This window comes from uncultured Campylobacter sp. (assembly GCF_938030145.1).
Classification (GTDB): domain Bacteria; phylum Campylobacterota; class Campylobacteria; order Campylobacterales; family Campylobacteraceae; genus Campylobacter_B.
Genome location: NZ_CALHGM010000018.1, coordinates 22,590 through 42,799, shown reverse-complemented (window position 1 = coordinate 42,799; position 20,210 = coordinate 22,590). Strand labels below are relative to the sequence as shown.

Annotated in this window: 20 protein-coding genes; 5 read left to right on the top strand and 15 right to left on the bottom strand. The window is 46.7% G+C overall.

Annotated elements, in window-relative coordinates:
• The first annotated feature begins 4 nt into the window (after positions 1-4).
• Entirely contained in the window at positions 5-766 is a 762-nt protein-coding gene (locus tag Q0323_RS04170; protein ID WP_298051810.1) for a TSUP family transporter, read from the top strand.
• A 453-nt stretch (positions 767-1,219) separates the two neighbouring features.
• Here the strand turns inward: Q0323_RS04170 and Q0323_RS04165 are convergent, their stop codons facing one another.
• Positions 1,220-1,435, bottom strand: coding sequence for a hypothetical protein (locus Q0323_RS04165; protein WP_298051807.1), 216 nt, complete (start codon positions 1,433-1,435; stop codon positions 1,220-1,222).
• 507 nt (positions 1,436-1,942) lie between these two features.
• On the opposite strand from Q0323_RS04165, the gene Q0323_RS04160 reads away from it, so the two are divergent.
• From Q0323_RS04160 to Q0323_RS04150, 3 genes are all read left to right on the top strand, one after another.
• Positions 1,943-2,317 (top strand): RidA family protein, encoded by a 375-nt coding sequence (locus Q0323_RS04160; protein ID WP_298051804.1) that lies wholly within the window; start codon positions 1,943-1,945, stop codon positions 2,315-2,317.
• A gap of 214 nt (positions 2,318-2,531) precedes the next feature.
• On the top strand, positions 2,532-3,113 hold the full coding sequence (locus Q0323_RS04155; RefSeq protein ID WP_298051801.1) for a hypothetical protein: 582 nt from the start codon (positions 2,532-2,534) through the stop codon (positions 3,111-3,113).
• Between the two features lie 32 nt (positions 3,114-3,145).
• A complete protein-coding gene (locus Q0323_RS04150; RefSeq protein WP_298051798.1) occupies positions 3,146-4,162 on the top strand; it encodes a hypothetical protein in 1,017 nt (338 codons plus the stop codon).
• A gap of 808 nt (positions 4,163-4,970) precedes the next feature.
• Here Q0323_RS04150 and Q0323_RS04145 read toward each other — a convergent pair.
• The 3 genes from Q0323_RS04145 to Q0323_RS04135 all read right to left on the bottom strand — a co-directional run bounded on the left by Q0323_RS04145 (position 4,971) and on the right by Q0323_RS04135 (position 8,280).
• Positions 4,971-5,657 (bottom strand): MOSC domain-containing protein, encoded by a 687-nt coding sequence (locus Q0323_RS04145; RefSeq protein ID WP_298051796.1) that lies wholly within the window; start codon positions 5,655-5,657, stop codon positions 4,971-4,973.
• A gap of 147 nt (positions 5,658-5,804) precedes the next feature.
• Positions 5,805-7,217: a sodium:alanine symporter family protein gene (locus Q0323_RS04140; RefSeq protein WP_298051793.1), complete on the bottom strand. Its 1,413-nt coding sequence runs from the start codon at positions 7,215-7,217 to the stop codon at positions 5,805-5,807.
• 232 nt (positions 7,218-7,449) lie between these two features.
• The gene (locus Q0323_RS04135) at positions 7,450-8,280 is read right to left on the bottom strand and encodes a class I SAM-dependent methyltransferase (protein ID WP_298051790.1); all 831 of its coding nucleotides are present in this window, start codon (positions 8,278-8,280) and stop codon (positions 7,450-7,452) included.
• Positions 8,281-8,634: 354 nt separating this feature from the next.
• On the opposite strand from Q0323_RS04135, the gene Q0323_RS04130 reads away from it, so the two are divergent.
• Positions 8,635-9,273 (top strand): Crp/Fnr family transcriptional regulator, encoded by a 639-nt coding sequence (locus Q0323_RS04130; RefSeq protein ID WP_005871915.1) that lies wholly within the window; start codon positions 8,635-8,637, stop codon positions 9,271-9,273.
• Positions 9,274-9,554: 281 nt separating this feature from the next.
• On the opposite strand, the gene Q0323_RS04125 is transcribed toward Q0323_RS04130, so the two are convergent.
• Genes Q0323_RS04125 through Q0323_RS04075 form a run of 11 tightly spaced genes read right to left on the bottom strand, consistent with a single transcriptional unit; the run spans position 9,555 to position 19,947 of the window.
• Positions 9,555-10,418 (bottom strand): formate/nitrite transporter family protein, encoded by an 864-nt coding sequence (locus tag Q0323_RS04125; RefSeq protein ID WP_005871911.1) that lies wholly within the window; start codon positions 10,416-10,418, stop codon positions 9,555-9,557.
• On the bottom strand, positions 10,419-10,871 hold the full coding sequence (locus tag Q0323_RS04120; protein ID WP_297897443.1) for a hydrogenase 3 maturation endopeptidase HyCI: 453 nt from the start codon (positions 10,869-10,871) through the stop codon (positions 10,419-10,421).
• On the bottom strand, positions 10,871-11,215 hold the full coding sequence (locus tag Q0323_RS04115) for a formate hydrogenlyase maturation HycH family protein (protein ID WP_291936431.1): 345 nt from the start codon (positions 11,213-11,215) through the stop codon (positions 10,871-10,873). Before Q0323_RS04115 ends, Q0323_RS04120 begins: the two co-directional genes overlap by 1 nt.
• Positions 11,212-12,036, bottom strand: a complete 825-nt coding sequence (locus Q0323_RS04110) for an NADH-quinone oxidoreductase subunit B family protein (RefSeq protein WP_177386901.1) — start codon at positions 12,034-12,036, stop codon at positions 11,212-11,214. The genes Q0323_RS04115 and Q0323_RS04110 overlap by 4 nt, the downstream gene beginning before the upstream one ends.
• Positions 12,033-12,572, bottom strand: coding sequence for a formate hydrogenlyase complex iron-sulfur subunit (locus Q0323_RS04105; RefSeq protein ID WP_177386902.1), 540 nt, complete (start codon positions 12,570-12,572; stop codon positions 12,033-12,035). The genes Q0323_RS04110 and Q0323_RS04105 overlap by 4 nt, the downstream gene beginning before the upstream one ends.
• Positions 12,569-14,305, bottom strand: a complete 1,737-nt coding sequence (locus tag Q0323_RS04100) for an NADH-quinone oxidoreductase subunit C (RefSeq protein ID WP_005871901.1) — start codon at positions 14,303-14,305, stop codon at positions 12,569-12,571. The genes Q0323_RS04105 and Q0323_RS04100 overlap by 4 nt, the downstream gene beginning before the upstream one ends.
• Positions 14,306-14,307: 2 nt before the next feature.
• A complete protein-coding gene (locus Q0323_RS04095) occupies positions 14,308-15,789 on the bottom strand; it encodes a hydrogenase 4 subunit F (protein WP_298051787.1) in 1,482 nt (493 codons plus the stop codon).
• A gap of 2 nt (positions 15,790-15,791) precedes the next feature.
• Complete coding sequence (gene hyfE / locus Q0323_RS04090; RefSeq protein ID WP_297879995.1) at positions 15,792-16,436, bottom strand: hydrogenase 4 membrane subunit; 645 nt, start codon at positions 16,434-16,436, stop codon at positions 15,792-15,794.
• Position 16,437: 1 nt separating this feature from the next.
• Positions 16,438-17,367: an NADH-quinone oxidoreductase subunit H gene (locus Q0323_RS04085; protein WP_298051785.1), complete on the bottom strand. Its 930-nt coding sequence runs from the start codon at positions 17,365-17,367 to the stop codon at positions 16,438-16,440.
• Between the two features lie 10 nt (positions 17,368-17,377).
• A complete protein-coding gene (locus Q0323_RS04080) occupies positions 17,378-19,351 on the bottom strand; it encodes a proton-conducting transporter membrane subunit (protein WP_298051783.1) in 1,974 nt (657 codons plus the stop codon).
• Positions 19,348-19,947 carry a 4Fe-4S dicluster domain-containing protein gene (locus Q0323_RS04075; protein WP_298051780.1) on the bottom strand — a complete coding sequence of 200 codons (600 nt, stop codon included), beginning with the start codon at positions 19,945-19,947 and terminating at the stop codon, positions 19,348-19,350. The genes Q0323_RS04080 and Q0323_RS04075 overlap by 4 nt, the downstream gene beginning before the upstream one ends.
• Positions 19,948-20,210 lie beyond the last annotated feature (263 nt).

Below are 20,210 nucleotides of genomic sequence, written 5' to 3'. Positions count from 1 at the left end.
AAAAATGGAGCTTGAGCTTTGGCAGTTTGCGGTGCTTTTTGCGGCGGCGTTTTTCGGCGGATTTATCGACTCGATCGCGGGCGGCGGTGGGTTGATTTCGCTGCCTGCGCTGCTTGCCGTGGGCATCCCGCCGCATGTAGCGATCGCTACAAATAGATTTCAAGGCAGCTTCGGAAGCTTCACCGCCGCTTTAAATTTCATCCGCAAGGGCTATGTCGATGCTGCGGAGATCTTGCGCGGCGTGATTTTTACGTTCATAGGCGGACTCGTCGGCGCTTATGTCCTGCTTCTAATCGATGCGAAATTCCTAAACTACCTCATTCCGATCCTGCTGCTGGCGCTTTTCTTTTATATGATTTTTTCGCCAAACCTAGGCGAAGCGCCCGCCAAACCCAAGATGTCAAAAAATAGCTTTTACGCGATTTTTGGGCTTGTTTTGGGCTTTTACGACGGGTTTTTCGGTCCCGGTACAGGCTCGTTTTGGACGTTTGCGCTCGTAGGAATTTTAGGGCTTTATATGAAAAAGGCGGTCGCGCACACGAAGGTTTTAAATTTCACCTCAAACATCGTCTCTTTGGGCGTTTTTATCATCGGTGGGCAAATTTTATGGCTCGTCGGAGCGGTGATGGCGGTCGGACAGATCGCGGGCAGCTTCGCAGGCTCAAGCTTGGTGATGCGATGCGACGTAAAATTCGTGCGCAAGATGCTTCTGTTCGTCGTTGCCGCGACGATTTTAAAGCTACTTTACGGACTGATCGCAAGCTGAATACAGGACTGATTGGCGGGCTGATCGCAAGTTAATTACAGACTGGTTGAGGGCCGATCATAGGCCAATCTAAAGTCAAAATCATAGAATTTTATACAGGATTTCGTATAAAATTTCGCGTAAAATTTTATGAACCCTCGCCGATATGTTTTGATGACGCTGATCTTACTGCCGCGGCAGTGCTGATTTTGCTGCTGCGGCGTCGATTTTGCCGCAGTATCGCACCAAACTTACTGCGACACTGCAAATTTTAATTGTAGTGTCGATTTTATCGTAGTGTTACGCTGATCTTGTCACGACTACGCTAATTTCCCGCTGCTGCGATGTTGATTCTGCTGCCGTTGCGTCGGAGACCTTGCTTGTTGCGAGGTCTTTGATTTTATTATTTCGATATCGCTGATTTTGCTCCGCTACATCGACAACTTCGTTGCCGCGCTTGCTACTGCGAGAATTTTAATTGCGTTGCGCGGTGCCGCACTGTTTTTTTATGACGGCGCTGTTTTTTCTGCTGTGATGGTAGCGATTTTGGCGCTGCGGTGTTGCTTTTACCACCCCGTCGCCCGTATCACTACCGTGGGCAGGCTCGGTTTTGCTGTCGCGACATTGATGGTCTTGATGGTGCAAGGATTTGATTTGCTGCCGCAACGATGCCGATGAAGTTTCGTCCATTCGCATCGGTTAAATTTAGCCACACTGCCCGTATCTATTTCGTCGTATCGCCATGCATTCATTCGGTGCCGCTGATAGAGTCGTTGTATTGCCGAGCGCGCGGCGTTATCGTGCCCGTGCTATGAAATTTTATATGTTTATGCCCACGAAATTTTAAAATACCCTCCATAGATCATTTCGCCATGCCGCCCGTACGTACTACCAAATCCACTCGCAGCGATTAAATTTAGCCGCACCGCTGTGCCTGCCGCTTCATTCTGCTATCATAGGCGAAATTTTGTCCATCTATGCCATTTAAATTTCACCGCATTACGGTGTTTGCATAAACGAAATTTAGCCGCCCCGCGCTTATTAATTTTACCGTGCCGCCGCTTTTTCGCCCATTAATTTTAGCTGCACCGTCGCGCCCGCTGCACCCACAACCTCGCTCGCAAAATTCCGCCACCTAAAGCAATGCTAAAATATTTTGCGATAAAATGGACGAAATTTTTCACAAAGGATTTTACTATGCAGATCATCTCGACTCCCGATGCGGCGCAGGCCATCGGACCGTACTCTCAGGCGATCAAAGCGGGCGGGCTCATCTTTACCTCGGGGCAGATCGCGCTTAAGCCGGACGGCAAGTTTGTCGCGGGCGGCGTGGAGGCGCAGACGAGGCAGGTTTTGCAAAACCTCGCCGCGATCTTGAAAGAAGCGGGCGCAACGCTGCAAGATGCCGTCAAAACTACGATTTTCCTAGCCGATATGGACGATTTTGCCGCGGTGAACGAGATATATGCGGCAGCGTTCGGTGAGCATAAGCCTGCTCGCAGTACGGTGCAGGTCGCCAAGCTCCCTAAGGGCGCGCTTGTGGAGATCGAAGTAATAGCGCTGGCTAAGTAGCGCTAAATTTAGATCGCAGGAATATTACCGTTCGTGTTTGCGGTTAAAATTTAGACGCGGGCTGCTGAAATTTTAAACGGCTCGCCTTGGTTTTGTAGCTGCGCGAGCTTTTAAATTTAGATTTTAAAAGCCGCGCCAAACGCCTGTGGGTTTATGTAAACAGCGCGTCTGGTGTGCTAAGGCGTTAAAATTTCTCACTCAAAATGGGATCAAAATGATAGAAAAGCTTATTCAAAAATCTAAAAATATCACGGCAGCGGGGCGCAGCGACATAAAGCCCGCATGGATTGCGCAGGCGCAGCGGAAGCTCGGTTTTGCGCTGCCTGCGAGCTACAAGCAGATGCTGCTAAGATATGCTAGCGTCAGCGCGGCGGGAACGGAGCTAAAAACGATCGCTCCGCCCGAGTTTGCGGAGGACGCCGACGCCGACATCTGCTACACGTATGAGGTAAATCTAAAAAATGGCCTATTTGCCGCGGACGAGCTCGTATTTTTGCAGCTCGAGGACGAGGAGTATTATTTTAAAATTTTGCCAGCAAATGGCATGGCAAGCGACATAGCAGATGGCTCGCCAAATACGGCGCGCGGCAAGACGGCGGAGAGAACGAGCAGCGAAGCTGCGGGCGCGACAACGAGCGAAGCGGCAGACGAGACGGCAGGTGGGGCGATGAATGAGATAGCAAGCGAGCGGGCAGGCGACGCACCGTGCGAATACAAGGTCTTCGTGCGCGACTACGCGGAGGGTGAGGATAGGCTTTTCGCAGACGATTTTTACGGGTTTTTGGAAAAATTTTAAGACGAAATTTAAGGCAAAATCAGGAGCGATAAATGGGACTGTTTGACATTTTTAAAAAGGATAAATTTGACGTTGACGTACGTTCGGACGGTGTTTTCATCGGCGGCGTAAACTGCGGGTTTGATCTAGCTAAATTTAATGAAGCCCTAGGTCAGCCGCGCGTGATCGATGACGGGGAGGGCAAAAGCCGCTATTTTTGGGATGAGGCGGGGATTTTCGCATTCGTGCGCGCGGGCGAGCTCGCAGAGCCGAAGCTTGCCGAGATAGTTTTGATGCTTGAGGTCGCAAAGGGCGTGCAGCACGAGGTTCCGCGCAAGCTCTACGGCGGCGCGTTCACGCTAGAGGGCAGACCGCCGCTTGAGGCCGTGCCAGAGCAGGAGCTACGCGGCGCATATATATTTTTGGAGCTTAGCCTGGGCAAATTCGAAGTATCGCTAGCTCTAGCCGAGACCGTGCAGGAGCGCATAGGCGCGATGGATTTTGCCGAGCGCTTCGCTAAGCGCGACACAGACGAGATCGCAGACATCGTGCGAGCTGCGAAAATGCCGATAGGGCGCGTTTGCATCAATCAAAAAGAGAAAAAGCTAAAGCGAAAGCCGAGCGATAAATTTAAGCTTCCGCGCGCTGCCGGCGAGACGCTAGCGTTTAAAAATTTCAATTTCAAAGTCGCCGTGATGAACGAGCTGATGTATGAAAAATCCCTGCTGGAGCCCAAATTTGACGTGTTTGAGTACTGCGAGGAGCGCGGCATCGATCCATATGCGGATTTTGGCGCCCTGCCGCAAGCTAAAAAGTGGTTTAAGGACTATCCGGTCCCCACAAATCTGGCGGAGCAGGTGAGCGAGCTCTATCTTGACGGCGGAAACGAAATTTACCTGCAAATCGCGCCTGATTGGGACGGCGAGGACGAGCTTTTCGATATCAAAAACATTGACGCCGCCGAGCTTGCACAATTCAAAAATCTTAAAAAAATCGAAACGAGTGGCATCGGCATATCCAAAAAGGCGCGAAAAGCTTGTGCGGATGCGGGGATCGAGGTAGTTGATTAAGTGCGTGAAAATGGACTTTGAGCCATACGGCGCGCGCTTTTAAAAAGCTGAAGTAGGCTTTTAAACTGCGGTCGCGCTCTTAAAAGGTTGTAATTGTTACCGCGCCGCAGAAAATTCCACGCAAAATTCTACTTATAGCGAGCGCTATGAATGAGCTTTGAAGGCGGTCGGCAAGGCTTTGGCGCTTAATTTGGCGCGCTAAAAGCTTAGGAGCTCGTTTGCAACATAAGAGCTGCGTCGCTGAATGCGCGAGATGAGTGCGTCGCGCGAGTAAATAATTTTCTTTTTGGCTTTTATGGAAAATTTACTGCGCAGCAAAAGGGTTAAATTTACCGCTTTTAAATTTTAAAATTTACAAAGAGCGGCGTACGCGGCTTTGAATGCGCGATTAAATTTAGACTTCATATAGATTAAATTCTAGGCGCGGTTAAATTTGCATTTTTAATTCCGTTTGTAGCTGTATCATGTCATAAAATAGGGCAAGAGAACAGAGCGCGATCAAGAGCAGATCAAATTAAAATTTCGTCTTTGGAATTTAGCCTAAATTTATGCTCGCACTTAAGAAGTGGTTTTTCGCGCTGATCCCGAAAGCCTAGAAGATGTTTTAAATGCTCAAGCAAAAAAGTATTTTGTAGGCTGGCTCGCAAGAAAGCGTTTTTTATAAGTTGATTGATGGGCTAGAAAGTGTTTTGAAAACTAGCACCAGCGGCTTAGAAAGTATTTTGAAATCCGCACCCAGAGTGTGTTTTAAAACTAATAGAGCGCGGCGCTACTTTGCTGTTTTAAAACGCCGCTTCGAGGCTAAATTTCATAGCCGCATAAAGCCGTCGTCGTAGCTGCCTTCTAGCTTGCGGCGCATATCCTCGCGCCATTTTGGCGTAAGCGTCGTAAGCCGGTTAAATTTTGCTAACAGCCCTTCATCGAGGCGATCGCCGTAAAATAGACGGTTGAGCTCCATCACGCTCATCATAGCGGGGTCGCGCTCTACGACGTAGATCTCGTCGCCCGCGCGGCACGAGCCCGCCTCCAGCACGCGGTAGTACCAGCCGGTAAGTCCGCTACGTGCGATCTCTGCCGTCATCTCCGCGTTGCCCCAGCGCATCGAGAGCTTGTAGCAGGGCTTGCGCGGCTGGCTTACTTGCAGTACCAGCGAGCCTATGCGGTGCACATCGCCGATGCAGACGTTTTGTTCGTGTAGTCCGCTGATCGTGAGGTTTTCGCCCATTGCGCCGTAGGCTAGATTTTTAAGTCCCAAAAATCTCTCCCACGCGGCGTAATTTTGCAGCGAGTTAGCAAAAATCGCCTTTTCCTCTCCGCCGTGATGCAGCGTGTCGGCTACCGCGTCGCCCTCGAACCCAAGCTCGTTCGCGCGCACTTCACTCATTCTAGCTTGCTTAAAAATCGCCGTCTCCCAGCGCCTTTTTAGAGGCTGCATGGCGCGCTCGTCGCCGTAAGCGCGCGGTTGCCCGGTCAGCAATGCCTTTAAAACGGGCATTTTTCGCTCCTTAAAATTTGCATCCGTTCTCCTTAGATCATAAAATTTTAGGCAAGAATTTTAGCTCGAAAAGAATTTTAAAATTCTAAATTTTGCGGCGATTTTGCGCTAAATTCCAAGTGCGGGCTTGAAATTTAGCGCGCGGCGTCATTTGTAGTCGTTCGCGTCGTAGCTTTTGCCGTCGTTAAAGTCGCTCAAAAGCCGCACGACGACGGGGCTAAGCAGGATGATCGCGATTAAGTTGGGGATCACCATCAGTCCGTTAAACATATCGGCTAGCCCCCAGACGAGGTCGATCTTTTGCACGCTTCCTATAAATACGAATGCGACGACTAAAATTTGCAAGAGCTTGACGAATTTTGCGCCCAAGAGGTATCGCACGTTGATCTCGGCGAAGTAATACCAGCCCAAAATCGTGGTAAATGCGAAGAAAAACAGGCAGATCGCCACGAAGCCGTAGCCGCCGCTGCGACCCAAAATTTGCGATGCGAAGGCTTCTTGCACCAGTGAGATACCCGAAAATACCGCCTTGCCGTTTTCGAAGGCGACTACGTCAGTGCTAAGCACGACAAAAACGGTGATATTAAGCACGATGAATGTATCGACGAAAACGCCCATTATGCCGAGCACGGCTTGATCTACGGGGTGTTTGACGTTCGCCGCGGCGTGTGCGTGCGGCGTCGAGCCCATGCCCGCTTCGTTTGAAAAGAGTCCGCGCGCGATGCCGTATCTCATCGCAGTGGCGATCGTAGCGCCCGTAGCGCCGCCCCAGGCAGCGGATGGATCAAACGCGGCTTTGAATATCAGCGCGATGACAGATGGAATTTTATCGAAATTTGAGCCGATGATGACGAGACCGACGAGCACGTAGCAGATCGCCATTATAGGCACGACCTTTTCGGCTACGCGCGCGATCGCTTTGACGCCGCCGAAAAAGATGACGCAGCAGATGAGCGCCAATGCTGCGCCGCTCACCCACTTCGGGATTCCAAATGCACTGCTAAAGCCGTCTGAGATGGAGTTTGCCTGCACCATATTGCCCATGAAGCCCAAAGCAAAGATGATAGCTAGCGCAAAAAACGCCGCTAAAGGCTTAGCAAAGGGGCTTTTGAGTCCGCGGCTGATGTAAAACGCGGGTCCTCCGATCATATGTCCGCTATCATCCTTGGTGCGGTAAATTTGAGCCAGGCAGATCTCTGCGAAATTCGTCGCCATGCCCAAAAACGCCGCGCACCACATCCAAAATATCGCGCCCGGTCCGCCCATGACTAACGCGGTGCTGGCGCCTACCAGGTTGCCCGTACCGACCTGTGCCGCGATCGCCGTGGCGACGGCTTGGAACGAGCTCATGCCGCTTTTGCCTGCAGCTTCGCCGTGCAGGGAGAAGTTGCCGAAAAGCTTGCGCGCGCCCATTTTAAATTTAAAAATCTGCACCAGGTGCAAGCGCGCTGTAAAATACGCGCCGGTGCCGCAAAGTAGGGCGATTAGAAAGTACGGACCCCACAAAAAGGAGTTGATTGCGTCAATTGTGGCGGTGAGTTTGTCGAGAAAATTTTGCATGATCTTTTCCGTGAATTTAAGATGCGAAAATATATTTTAAAAACTCTTAAATTCCTATAAATCGAGGTAAATTTAAGCGAAATTTTAAAGCGTTTTTTATAATTTTACTCAAGCATTAAGTAAAGCGGTATATGCCGTTTGCTCTGCATGCCAGCTTGCCAGATAAGCAGCTTAGAATTCGCGCCTTAGCTGTCGAAATTTGCAAAGCAATCAACTGAAATTTTAAGCCTTATTATTCATCACCGCCGATTTTGAAAACGAACATCTTGCAAGCGTTACAAAAGGCAGGGATCAGGCTAAAGAGGCGTGCTTTGAGGCTCCAGTGCTCGCGATACATTTTCATCATCGCGACCTCTTTTATGAAGCGGATACGCTCAGGCTCCCAGCTCTGCACCTCTGCACCGCCGCTGATGCCCATTTTAAAGGGCGCGTTTTGCATGTGCCGCATCGCGTCGTGGCGCTTGGAGTCGAATTTTTTAACCGAAAAATCGCTCATAAAGTCGCTCAGCACGTAGCCGCGGAATTTTTGCGCAAGCGCGATAAAAAATTTTTTAAATTCCTCCTTTTCAAAATACATACTCACACCCTCTAAAATGAAGATGTAGCCCGCGTTGCCGTGCTTTGCGACCAGCTCGTTCATCCACGAGGAATCTAGCATCGAGCGGGGCAGACTGAAGTTATTCTTTGTTTTGGGCAACAGCTCGTCGCGTGTGGCGATGACGTCGGGCAGATCGAGGTCGTAAAATAGGGCACTCGGTAGGGCGTGCTGGAGCCTAAGCGGGCGGGTGTCGAGCCCGGCACCGAGCTGCACGATGATAGGGCGGTCGAATTCCGTCGCGAGCCGCAGCGTCTCGTCGTCGAAAAATTTCGCTCGGATCACCGTGCCTGTTTTGCTAAGGCGCGCGTCGTTAAATTTCGCAAAATCATAATCGATCTGCTCTACGACGGCGCTTGAAAAGGGATCGTTTAGGATCGGATCCGCGTCTTTGAAATCCAAATGGCGCATATAGACGTTGATTAGTAGCGTCTCGGAAACGTTATCTTTAAAATTTAACTTTTGCATGAAGTGCCTTTCTTGCGGTATCGTTGCGAGCAAAATACCGCTTATTTTTAATATGCATTATTATATCCTTGCTAAATAAAATTTCAATAAAATGATATGAATTTTTATTTAGAGACAGAATTTTAAATTCGCGCCGCGGGTTTTGGCTATAATATTGCCGTGTAAAGCTTCAATAAATTTTTGAAATTTTACGCGATGCAAAGCGCGGGCAAAATTTAGAATTTTAAAAGCTATAAAATTTATTAGCTTAGGCGACCTAGATGCGCAGCCATAGTACGGATAGTAAATTTCATCCGCACAGCTTTATCTTTGTCTAAATATTTCATTGTATAATTCTTAGCTTTTGGAGGTTATATGGAAAAATCGCGGCTAGGACTACTGCAAACCGAGGCTATCGCCACGCTTAGCGACGAGGAGCTTGCAATGTTCGAGCACCAAGTCATCAAAAAAGGCTATGTTTTTTACAGCGAGGCGCCTAAAGTTTTTATTTTTAAAAGCGGACAGGCGAAGCTTTCGTTTTTTGAAGACGGCGAGGAATTCATCATCAACTACCTAAATAAGGACAATATTACCATTCTTAATGAAATTTGCGCGCTTGAGTTTTTAGAGGACAGCGAGATTTACACGATCGATGCGAGCGGACTAGGGGAGATCTTGGCAAATCGCAGCTTTTGCGAGGCATATATAAAAATTTTAACAGAGATAATTCTGCTGCAGCGCAAGATCACACGCTCCATACTTTTTGAAAATGCAAAAGGGCGCATAGCGAGCTTTTTGATCGAGCTTGCAAACGAGCAGAATTTTCATCAAAACGGCTACAAATACGTCTTTTTGCCCTTTTCGCTAAAGGTGCTTTCATCCTTCGTGGGGCTCAAGCGCCAAAGCGCGAGTACCGCGTTTAACGAGCTTGTAAAAGATAACGTAATTCAAAAAATTAGTCAGCACGAGTTTTTGATCCTGGACTACGACAGGTTGCTTAGCTACTGTGTTTAGGCGCGGACTAGAGTTTTGAGAGCATTGTGCGGCTTACGTTACGGCTTAAGCGCGAAATTTTGTCTAAAGTCAAGGCACAGGATTTTACCTAGATTTACAGCGTAAAATTTTTATCAAGAGCTTGGTTTTGGAATTTCATCCCGAATTTCGCTTAGGATTTCGTCTAAAATTTTGGATCGAACGAAATTTTATGTATGAGAATTTTTAAAATTTAAGAAATTAAAAATGCGCGGCAAAGTGCCGCGCCGTATTTTGTTTATATCGTGCTGAAGCGCGATAGATTAGTCTTTCTTTTTCATATCGTATTTATTTACCATAAATCCAACCAAGCCTACGAAAAATAGACCGCCGCAGATGTTGCCTAGCGTAACCGGGATCATATTTTTAACGATGAAATTTCCCCAGTTTATTGAATCTATTTGAGCCGCCGTTACGCCGTGAAGCGAGCTTGCAAGAGCGTTTACATCGCCACCTGCAGCCGCAAGGTAGTGGCCTTTAGCGATGATGCCTTCAGTTAGGATAAACATATTTGCCACGCAGTGTTCCATCGAGCAAGCTACGAATGCGCCGATCATCCACATAATTGCAAAGAATTTACCCGATAGATTACTCTCGCTGGTCGCAGTCCAGATAGACATACATACAAACACGTTACAAAAAATTCCGCGGATGAATAGCTCATGAAAAGGTGCGTTTATTTTGCCTGCTGCTGCAGGAATGAAGTGCTGCAAGATGTAGCCATCATATTTAAGCGGAAGTCCTGAGTAATAATACATATACGCGATTAACGCGCCACCTACAAAGTTAAAGCACCAAACGATAGCCCAATAGCCGATAGTTTTACCTAGCGGTAATTTGCCATCGGCGGCAGGTACGCCCGTTAAAACTGAGCTGGTAAATAGATGCCCACCGTAAAAAACCACCATCATCAGACCGCAGCTAAAGGTAATACCGCCGATGAAATTCGATAAGCCAATAGATTGCTTTTCGGCCATTCCGACGGTCGAGTGAGCCCAAAAAATATCGCCCATAGCGATTGCAGCGCCCGCCATTATAGCTAGAAAAATTATGCTAATTAGCGGGGTATGCGCCTTGTGTTGCATCGAACTAGACACCGCTTGCGCGGTTTCTGCAGGATTTAACATTTACTCCTCCTCATTTAAATTTGAATCAATTTCTAAGATACGCTCATAAGCTTTTTTCGCGCTTTTTTTTGCGCTCTCGCTTAACCCTTCTTTAAAATCAAGGACATTATCGAGCAGCACGCTTATGCCCAAAAACAATGTCTTTGGGCAAATTTTGCGCAAATAGCTTAGAAGCACCGGCGTAGGTAGGTTATGCGTCGAGTAGATATAGTCGCGATCGTTGCTGAGGTCGAAAAATTCTATCTTATCCTCATCAAAGCCGCTCATCGCATCTACTACGATCAGAATTTCAGGGGCGAATTCCCTAAGTGCTGCAAATTCGTTTTCGGGCACATCCTGCCCATAAAAAACGCGCCAGTCTTTTAGATTCGCCTCGACTATTCGCCCTGTTTCATTGCCCACGTCGTCGTCGCCGCGAAGGGGATTGCCGATACAAAGCAACGCCTTTCGCATCAAAAATCCTTCCTTAGCACGAAGTATCCTTCGCGCATATTTTTTAGCAGATCTTTAAGCTCACATTCGCAAAGCTGAGGGATTAGCTTGGCTGCGTGCTCGGCAAAAATTTCAATCTCGAAATACTTGCTTAGGTTACCGATCTTAAATTTAACGTAGTCGCCCGAGTTTTCGACGATGCGTTTAAATTCTTCATCGTCTATCTCAAGTACCTTTTCGCTAAAATCTATCGTACCTACGCCGTGACCGACGCAGGTGGAAAAAACCTTGATATCCTTTAGTTCTTTGGGTAAATTTTCGTTTTCGTCCATATGCCGCTTTGTAAGCTTAAAAACCTCAATCATCGTTTGCTCCAGACCTCTTTTTGCGGATCGATCTTAAATTCCTCCGTAGCGCGGGCGTATTTTAGATATACGTCGTTGTGTAATAGCGCCATGCACTCCGCGTATCTAGGATCCTCTTCGGTGTGGATAGCGTTAAGTAGAGCCTCGCGAGAAGCTTTTGGATCGTGAACGTCAGATGAGGTTTTGATCGCATCCATATATTTTGCAAATAAAACTCTTCCGAAAATATAGCTCATCAGCCTCTTAGCTTCAGCTTGCAGATCGCGCTCGAATAAAATATCGCCGATAACTGAACTCTTAACCGGTGGCGGAAGAGTGCTATCTTGCTCATAGCTCTTCTTTTGAAGCTTTTGATCGATGATGCCAAGCGCCATGCCAAGACCATAGATGATGCTAGCAGGATGTGGAGGGCAGCCTGGGATATAAACATCTACCGGTACAATCTTATCGATACCGCTCCATACGCTATATGCGTCGTGAAAAATTCCACCAGTACTTCCGCAGGCTCCAAGAGCTACTACGATCTTTGGATCAGGTGCAGCCTCATAAGCGCGAAGCAGTGGATAATACATCTGTCGAGTAACCGGACCGGTGCAGACTAAGATATCTGCGTGGCGAGGGTTAGCTACGAGTTTAAATCCGAAGCGCTCCGGATCCCACATCGGCGTGATAGAAGCAAAAATTTCAATTTCACAGCCGTTGCAACTTCCGCAGTCGATACGATAAACGCTGAAGCTTCGTTTGATATTTTTCAAAAGCTCCAATTTTGCGGTTAGATCGTTTGCATTTTTAATATTTTCGGGGACTTGATACAAACTCATTTTATTGCCTCCTCTATACCTTTGGTCACTCTTTCGACCGCTTGAGCTTTTTTGCATTCAGGGCAGATATAGAGGTACTTTTTAGCCTCTTCTAATCTGCCTGGGAGCAAATTTGCAGTACTTAACTTTTCTAGCGTGTAATTGATGAGCCTTTTTGGGGTCATCGGCTTGCCGCAGCAGCTGCATTTCTCCATCTCAAGCTCGCCGTGTTGGATAAGCGCGCTTTTATCAAATTTTACCGCTAGCTCAAAGCTATTGCCTAGCCTTACTGCTCCCGTAGGGCATACCTCGTCGCAGCGACCGCAAAATATGCAGCGTCCGCAATCAAATTCCCAAATTAGTTTAGTTTGGGCTTCATTCATCTTAAGCTCAATCGCATTGGATGGGCAGGCGATACCGCATGCAGCACAGCCTATGCAAAGCTCGTAGGTGTATTCAGGCTGCCCGCGAAAATTCTCGGGCACGATGTATGGCTCAAACGGATAAGCATAGGTCGCCTTACCATATTTTTCGGTAATGTCGAATAATTTCATCATCTTAAATCCTTTTTGCTAACCTTGCCGTCTTGGCAAAATTTCTTAAGGTCTTTTTCGGTTAGAATTTTACTCTTTCCGCTATTAATATCGACTAAAGTTACGCGCTCGGTGCATGAGTAGCACGGATCCATCGAGCATACGATTAGCGCCGCATCGGAGATGTTATTTCCGCGGAATTGAAATCGCAAGCTCGGCCAGTTGTTATACGTAGCGGCGCGACATCTCCAGCGGTAAACCTTCTGCGCGTTTCCTTGCATGATCCAGTGGACGTTTTCGCCGCGTGGCGCTTCGTCGTGACCCAAAGCGTAGTTTTCCGGTCTGATCATAGTCTGTGGATCGATCATTATCGGAGTTTGCGGCATTTGATGCAAGCACTGCCTGATAATGTGGATCGATTGTTTAAGCTCTTTATATCTTACGACTTCGCGGCTAAATACATCGCCACCGTGCTCTACGGCTACTTCGAATTCTATCTTATTGAAGAAATCATAAGGGTGATCGTAGCGGTTGTCGCGTTTAAAACCGGAAGCTCTCATATTCGGGCCTACCGGGCTAAAATCACGCGCCACTTTGCGATCTAATACGCCCACACCTTTCCAGCGACCGATTTGGCGTTTATCCTCCATAACGGCGTCCCAAATTTCAGAAATTTGAACGTCGAGCTTGTTGATGATCTCGATGCTCTTGCGGATTTCGTTATCGGTCATATCGCGGCGAAGACCGCCCATAATGACGTTGCCGTAAGTTTTGCGACCGCCGGTTACGAGCTGGGCTAGCTCCATGGAGTATTCGCGCACCCTAAAGATATGCATGAAAGCGTTGTAGTTGCCCGTTACCTCGCAGGCTAGACCGATATTTAAAAGATGGCTGTGAAGGCGTTCGATCTCAAGGCAGATGACGCGGATGGCTTGCGCACGAAGCGGAATTTCAAGCTTGATGGCTTTCTCTGCTGCTTCAATACACGCAATCGCGTGAGCGTAGCCGCAAATTCCGCAGACACGCTCTGCTAAGTAGCCCATTTGATCGTAATTCATTCGGTTTTCAGCTAGCTTCTCCATACCGCGGTGCTGATAAAACAAGCGGTAGTCTGCATCGATAATCTCATCGCCGTCGCAAAATAGTCTGAAGTGTCCCGGCTCGTCACTAGTTACGTGAAGAGGTCCAAGTGGAACATCTACTACGCCGTCGCCGCTAGGAAATAAAAACTCTGCATTAGGCTCGTCTTTATGATCTACAGGATCGGGTCTATAGCGGTAGTCCATTGCGTCTTTGCGAAGTGGATGAAGCCCATCTGGCCAATCGTCGCTTAGCACCAAGCGGCGTTTATCAGGCAAGCCTTCGGCGATTAAACCAAACATATCGAAGGCTTCTCTTTCGTACCATACGCAAGCAGGCACTAAAGGAGTAACCGACGGGAATGTCGGATCCGATCCTGGAATTAGCGTCCTAACGGTGATGAAGCATTTATCCTCTGCGGCGAAATCCTCCGCTTCGGTCATCTTTCCACCTTCCATAGATATCGCATAGTAAAGCGCGAAATTTCCGTTTAGCTCGCGCTCATCGTTAGGGATCATCGTGCTGATAAAACCGCCGATGTCATAATATAGCGTCTTAACCGCAAGCGGTAGATCATTTCTATCCACTAAAACGGTGATTTGATCCTCGGCTTGGCGGGTAACTTCTAAGACCTTGACTTTAGTCTTTAAAATTTCTATAAATTTATCGCCTCTCATTTTTAACCTCTCATCATTATTCTAACGCCGTTTTCGACGAGCATCCAAAAATCACCTACGTGCCATACGCCGAAAATTATCACTAAAGCGCAAAGCAAGATTAGCGGTAAATTTTCAAACAAGCTCATCTCTTTAGCATAAACCACTTCACCTTTAGGCGTACCGAAGCTCGCAAGATTAAAGTGCGCGAAGTCTGCGATGAAAATAATTACGAGCGCGATCGCAAATAATGCTACGGCTATGTATTGACCGCTGGCTATCGCGCCTTTGAAAACGTTAAATTCGCTTACGAATATCGCAAACGCAGGAACACCTACGAGCGAGCAGACCGCAGCACCAAACATTATCGTAGTAAGCGGAGCGATTTTTACCATACCGCCCATTCTAGACATATCTTTGTGACCATAAATTCTAGCGATATTACCGGTAGAGCAGAATGCAAGAGCCTTGGTAAAGCTGTGAGCCAAGCAGTGAAAGATCGCGGCAAGCAAGCCGAAATATCCGCCGATACCTAGCGCAAATGCAATAACACCCATATGAACGACCGAGTGGTAAGCAAACATCCTTTTTACGTCGTGTTGACGAACGAGGAAAATTCCTGCTATAAATAGCGTGATCGTACCGGAAATTAACATCACGGATTGAACGAAGTCAAAGCCTACAGCTTGAGCTGTGATAGCGTAATATCTAAATATCGCTAGCATCGCACATTTTAAAAGCACACCCGAAAGTAGTGCCGAAATCGGAGCCGGACCTTCTGCGTGAACGTCAGGAAGCCAAGTGTGAGTAGGAGCAAGTCCTGCTTTGGTTCCAAAGCCGATTAGAGCGAATATAAAGATAAGCTTAGCGGCATCGCCGTTTAAATTTTTGGCATTATCCATAATGCTCGTCCAAAGCATCGAAGCCTCGCCGTCGCCTGTGATTTTGAATGTAGCCGCATATAGTAAAACGGTCGCATAAAGCGCAAACGCTAAGCCGATCGAGCAGATAACTATATATTTGTAACCGCTCTCGGTAGATTTTTTGTCTTTATGAATAGCGACTAAAAATACCGATGCTAACGTAGTAGCCTCTACTGCAGCCCACATAAACGCGACGTTGTTACAGATCACGCTAAGCGTCATCGTAAAAACGAAAACATGGCAGAGCGCGTAGTATTTTCTAAGGTCGCTAAGATCTAAATGACCGCCCTGTATCTCCCATTTCATATAGGTGGTGGAGTATAAATTTACCAAAAAGCCCGTTACGGCGATTAGCACTAAAAATACGCAACCTAGGCTATCTAGGAATAGGAATTTATCGTATGCGTAAAACGCCTCGGCATTGCCGCTTAGAAGCTTGTCTACATTACAGAGTAGCCCTGCAGATGTAACTGCAGAAATCAAAACGTGTAGCGTGCTTAGGAGCTTGAAATTCTTAGGGCATAAGAATAATATCAGCGCTCCGAGCAACGGAAAAATTAATATAAAAGCTAAACTATTCATCATTAACCCCTTAAATTCGAAGCTTTAGACGTATCAAGTCCGTCATAAGCTTTGTAAAATCTAACTGCCAAAACGCTCATAATAATAACCGCAAAGATTGCATCGGTTAAAATTCCAAGCTCGACTAGCTCGTGAGAGTTATAAGCCATAAGCGCAAGGCTTAGGTGGATGCCGTTTTCAAATAGGCAGTAGGCTAGAATTTGCTTGATGAAAGAATTTCTTAGCATGAAGCCAAAAATTCCCATCATAAATACGGTTACCGCCGCTATTAGAACGATTCTTTCTTGAATAAGAGAGAATTTAAGCAAGATCGGATTGATTGTCATCGCAATCGCTAGCGAAAATCCCATCGCAATAACGGGGCTTACGAAAAAGCCGCCTACCGGCTCATCCTCGCTGATCACATCCAGCTTTTTAACTAGCCAAAATAAAATTCCCGGCACGAAAATGACCTTCGTAAAAAACGCCACTATCGCCCAAATTCTAAGCTGCGGTGCATTGAAGTTAGAATACAGCATAAAAAATATGCTTACCAAAAGTAGCGTCTGAATCGCGTAAATTCCGATCGAAAGTTTTAAATTTCTAAGTCCGAATACTGCAAGTGACGTTACGATCATACAAATTGCTAAAATATCGATACTATTCATCTTAAAATCCTACTACGTAAAGCGTTAATGCCGCAAAAGCAATGGCAAGAGCACCGCATGAAATTTTGCGCATGCTCGAAGTCATTCTAAAGCGCGGTCCAAAGTTGTCGATGAAAACGGCTGCTACGTAAAATACGCCGGTTTTTAGCACAAAGATTATGATCGCTAAAAGCGGATTGCTAAAATTCCACGGCTCAAATATCGTTAGGAATAATCCGATCATCGCAAATTGCTTCAAAATAAGCGCCGCTTGCACTAAGCCGAGATCGCTGCCTGCGTATTCGCCAAGTAGACCTTCTTGAAGCTCTTGCTCGGCTTCGGCAAGATCAAATGGCTTTCTGCCAGTCTCGACATACATACACCATAAAAACGCAATCGAAGCGACAGCAAAGCTTGGAATTTGATAGCCGATCTGACCGCTGCGTACCATCTGCTGGATCTCAACTAAATTTGAAGTTCCCGCAGCCATCATTACTACGATTAGGCACATTATCATCACAGGTTCGACAAAAACGGCAAGCATCTGCTCGCGTCCACCGCCGGTTGCCGCAAAAGGGTTACCGCTATCTAGCGATGCCGCACCGAATACGAAGCGCAAAAGCGCGCCTAGATATAGGATAACGAAAATATCCGAATACGCTCCGAAAAGGGTATCTTTGCTGTATGTAATAGGAATAGCCGCCAAAATCGCCGCCGAAGTAGCGAAAAGGAAAAACGGCGCCCATCTAAATACCCAGTGGCTGCACGCAGGAACGGTTCTGCCGCGCTTAAAAAGCTTAATAATATCGCGGTAAGTCTGGAAAAAATCGCTTCCTTGTTTCGACTGAAGCTTGGCTCGAAGTTTTCTAGCCATACCGTCGAAGAGTGGAGCGACTAGGACGATAACCGCGACTTGAAATATCATTAAAAATATAGTTTGTATAGTCTGCATCTCAAACCTCCTAGATCAAGAAATATCCGACGCCCAGTATCGCGCAAAGATAGATTAGGATGTAAAGCGTATATAAATTTGCATAGCCGCTTTGAATAATTCCTATCTTATCGGCGATCTTCTTACTCCAATCGATTACCGGTTGATAAATCATTGTCCACCAAATGTCTTGTGGGTGGTTGTGATACTCGATCGGTCCGAAGTAGCTGTTTTGCTCTATTCTGCGTTTATGACCTCTAAATAACCAGTCCATAATCTTTCTTAAATCGCCGGTAAAAGGACCGCCGGTCATCTGCATGCGAGGGCTATATTTAAAGCCGCATGCCCAAGGATCGGTTTCACGAGGTTTGTCGCGATTTGCTTTCATAACTGCTAGGATGATAAACGGAAGCAGCATTGTAGAGCACAAAATCACTGCAATAAGAGGAGTTGAGACGATACTTCCCAAAGGCGAAGTGATTGACGAAGCGCCTAGGCTTGCAACATACCCGCTATTGGAAGTGATAGAATTTACCGCCTGCATGATGTAATCGACTATGAAGTGTGCGCCTACACCAAATCCCACGCAGCCTATCATCAGTATGATCATTCCTAAAACCATCCCAAGAGGACTTTCTTTTGCATTTTCCCAAATTTTTTCATCTCTCGGGGTTCCTGCAAAGATTACCGCATAAAGCTTAAGGTGCATACCGACCAAAACGCCGGTAAGTGCAAGAGCGACTACTGCTAGCGAGAAAGCGTATCTGATGAAAATTCCGCTTTCCTTAGCGCCTTGAAGCATTCCTTGATAGGTAAACCACTCTGAAACGAAGCCGTTTACCGGAGGAAGCGCTGCGATACCCATGATACCGATAAACATACCGATAGCGGTTAGAGGCATTTTTTTAGCTAGCCCTCCTAGCACGTCCATATTTTGCGTATGAGTAGCGTGGATTACAGAGCCCGCGCATAAGAATAGCAAGCCTTTGAATATCGCGTGGTTTACTACGTGGTAGCAGCCTGCTAAAAATCCGACTGCGGCTAGCGTTACATTGCCTGCTGCGACGCCGTAAATTCCGGTGCCAAGACCCAGCAAGATAATGCCGATATTTTCAACCGAGTGGTACGCAAGAAGTGCTTTAAAGTCGTGCTGGCACAACGCGTATAAAACGCCAAAAAGCGAGCTGGCTGCTCCTAGGATCAAAACTGCAAGCCCAAAATAAATGCTTAGTGGCAAAAATAGCGTAAATTTAACAAGCGTAAAGAGCGCTACTTTAATCATAACGCCGCTCATTAGCGCGGAGACGTTTGACGGAGCCGCAGGGTGAGCTTGCGGTAGCCAAACGTGAAAAGGCCACATTCCCGCTTTTGAGCCGAAGCCGACCAAAAATAGCACGAAAGCAGCCACGGAAGCGCCCATCGGCATATTTACTTTTCCCCACTCCGCAAATTCGAAGCTTCCTGCGTAGTTTGCAATGATGAGTAATCCACAGGTTATACAAAATGCACCGATCTGCGCTATACCTAGATATACCATAACAGCTTTGAGCGTGCCTTTGCCATCGTTTACTATGATTAGAAATGACGAGATTAGCGTCATAAGCTCCCATAAAACAGCGAAGCAAAATACATTATCCGCACTGATGACTAAAAGCATAGATAAGATGAAGGTATTAAATAAACATGCAAAAACGCCGATATTTGCCTTTCCGATATATTCCTCAGCATAGCTCATACCGTAAACGCTGCTTGCAAAGCCTATAAAAACGACTACGAAGCTGAAGAAATTTCCAAGCGGACTTAAAGCAAATTTTGGCGCATATAAGAAAGTGCCGCCCAAAACGAAGCTATCGCTTACGCCCATATTGGCTACGAAATGACACATCGCGTAAAAACAGCTGATAGCACCTAATCCAAATCCCACCTTAACGGCAGTTTTTGGAGCGCAGTATAAAAGGATACTAATTACTGCACTGACGATAAATAAAGTATAGACGCTTATCATTTTGCGCCTCCTTCTTTTTTGGCGACGCAACTGATTTCGCCGTTTAATACGTCTTTTGCAAAAGCATTAGCCGCATCGTAGTCTATCGCAAAGCCCAATTTATGCTTACCCTCTTTAGGATCTATCATAATGATAGCGCTGGTTGGGCAAACCTCGACGCATGCAGGACCGTTCTCGCGTCCGTTGCATAGATCGCATTTGATGGCGGTGCTTTTGGCACCCGCTTGGCTTTCGATCTCGAGATAATACTTCGGTTCGACCGCATAATTTACTGACGGCATAAGCTCGGCATTCGGGCTGATCGCGCCATAAGGACAGGCGAGCGCACACATCTTGCATCCGATGCAAATTTCTTCGTGTAATTCGATATAGTTATTATCGAAGCGAAGCGCACCGGTAGGGCAGACATTTGCGCATGGTCCGTCATCGCACTGCCTGCACTGCGTAGGCATAACGCCGTAAGCCTGTCTAAGCACGGTAAGTCGCGATTTAGCAAGCTTACCGCGCTCGTAGGCACTTGAGTAACAGGCTGCCATGCACGTCGTGCAACCGATACATCGTTTGTAATCGCAGATTACAAATTTATGTTGTTTCATACCTTTCTCCTTGACTTAAGGAATTTTAAAAATTTTTTACTAAAAATTTTGGTGTAATTATATTTAAGTCCGTAAAAAAATTCCGTCATTTATCTGACGATATTTGGAATTTATTTGATAAATTTGCTTTAAAAGCTTAAATTTAAAAACTAATTTCTTTTTTAAACCGGTTCATTGATTATTTGCTTTAAAAGTCTAGTATATCAGTATTAAAGTATATTTTAAAATTTAAATTGCTACTGAAATTACCCCAACTTACTCCT

Excerpts from the sequence above, each read along its gene's own strand:
- Q0323_RS04170 (WP_298051810.1), top strand. The coding sequence starts at position 5 with ATGGAGCTTGAGCTTTGGCAGTTTGCGGTGCTTTTTGCGGCGGCGTTT.
- Q0323_RS04165 (WP_298051807.1), bottom strand. The coding sequence starts at position 1,435 with ATGGACGAAACTTCATCGGCATCGTTGCGGCAGCAAATCAAATCCTTG.
- Q0323_RS04160 (WP_298051804.1), top strand. The coding sequence starts at position 1,943 with ATGCAGATCATCTCGACTCCCGATGCGGCGCAGGCCATCGGACCGTAC.
- Q0323_RS04155 (WP_298051801.1), top strand. The coding sequence starts at position 2,532 with ATGATAGAAAAGCTTATTCAAAAATCTAAAAATATCACGGCAGCGGGG.
- Q0323_RS04150 (WP_298051798.1), top strand. The coding sequence starts at position 3,146 with ATGGGACTGTTTGACATTTTTAAAAAGGATAAATTTGACGTTGACGTA.
- Q0323_RS04145 (WP_298051796.1), bottom strand. The coding sequence starts at position 5,657 with ATGCCCGTTTTAAAGGCATTGCTGACCGGGCAACCGCGCGCTTACGGC.
- Q0323_RS04140 (WP_298051793.1), bottom strand. The coding sequence starts at position 7,217 with ATGCAAAATTTTCTCGACAAACTCACCGCCACAATTGACGCAATCAAC.
- Q0323_RS04135 (WP_298051790.1), bottom strand. The coding sequence starts at position 8,280 with ATGCAAAAGTTAAATTTTAAAGATAACGTTTCCGAGACGCTACTAATC.
- Q0323_RS04130 (WP_005871915.1), top strand. The coding sequence starts at position 8,635 with ATGGAAAAATCGCGGCTAGGACTACTGCAAACCGAGGCTATCGCCACG.
- Q0323_RS04125 (WP_005871911.1), bottom strand. The coding sequence starts at position 10,418 with ATGTTAAATCCTGCAGAAACCGCGCAAGCGGTGTCTAGTTCGATGCAA.
- Q0323_RS04120 (WP_297897443.1), bottom strand. The coding sequence starts at position 10,871 with ATGCGAAAGGCGTTGCTTTGTATCGGCAATCCCCTTCGCGGCGACGAC.
- Q0323_RS04115 (WP_291936431.1), bottom strand. The coding sequence starts at position 11,215 with ATGATTGAGGTTTTTAAGCTTACAAAGCGGCATATGGACGAAAACGAA.
- Q0323_RS04110 (WP_177386901.1), bottom strand. The coding sequence starts at position 12,036 with ATGAGTTTGTATCAAGTCCCCGAAAATATTAAAAATGCAAACGATCTA.
- Q0323_RS04105 (WP_177386902.1), bottom strand. The coding sequence starts at position 12,572 with ATGATGAAATTATTCGACATTACCGAAAAATATGGTAAGGCGACCTAT.
- Q0323_RS04100 (WP_005871901.1), bottom strand. The coding sequence starts at position 14,305 with ATGAGAGGCGATAAATTTATAGAAATTTTAAAGACTAAAGTCAAGGTC.
- Q0323_RS04095 (WP_298051787.1), bottom strand. The coding sequence starts at position 15,789 with ATGAATAGTTTAGCTTTTATATTAATTTTTCCGTTGCTCGGAGCGCTG.
- hyfE (WP_297879995.1), bottom strand. The coding sequence starts at position 16,436 with ATGAATAGTATCGATATTTTAGCAATTTGTATGATCGTAACGTCACTT.
- Q0323_RS04085 (WP_298051785.1), bottom strand. The coding sequence starts at position 17,367 with ATGCAGACTATACAAACTATATTTTTAATGATATTTCAAGTCGCGGTT.
- Q0323_RS04080 (WP_298051783.1), bottom strand. The coding sequence starts at position 19,351 with ATGATAAGCGTCTATACTTTATTTATCGTCAGTGCAGTAATTAGTATC.
- Q0323_RS04075 (WP_298051780.1), bottom strand. The coding sequence starts at position 19,947 with ATGAAACAACATAAATTTGTAATCTGCGATTACAAACGATGTATCGGT.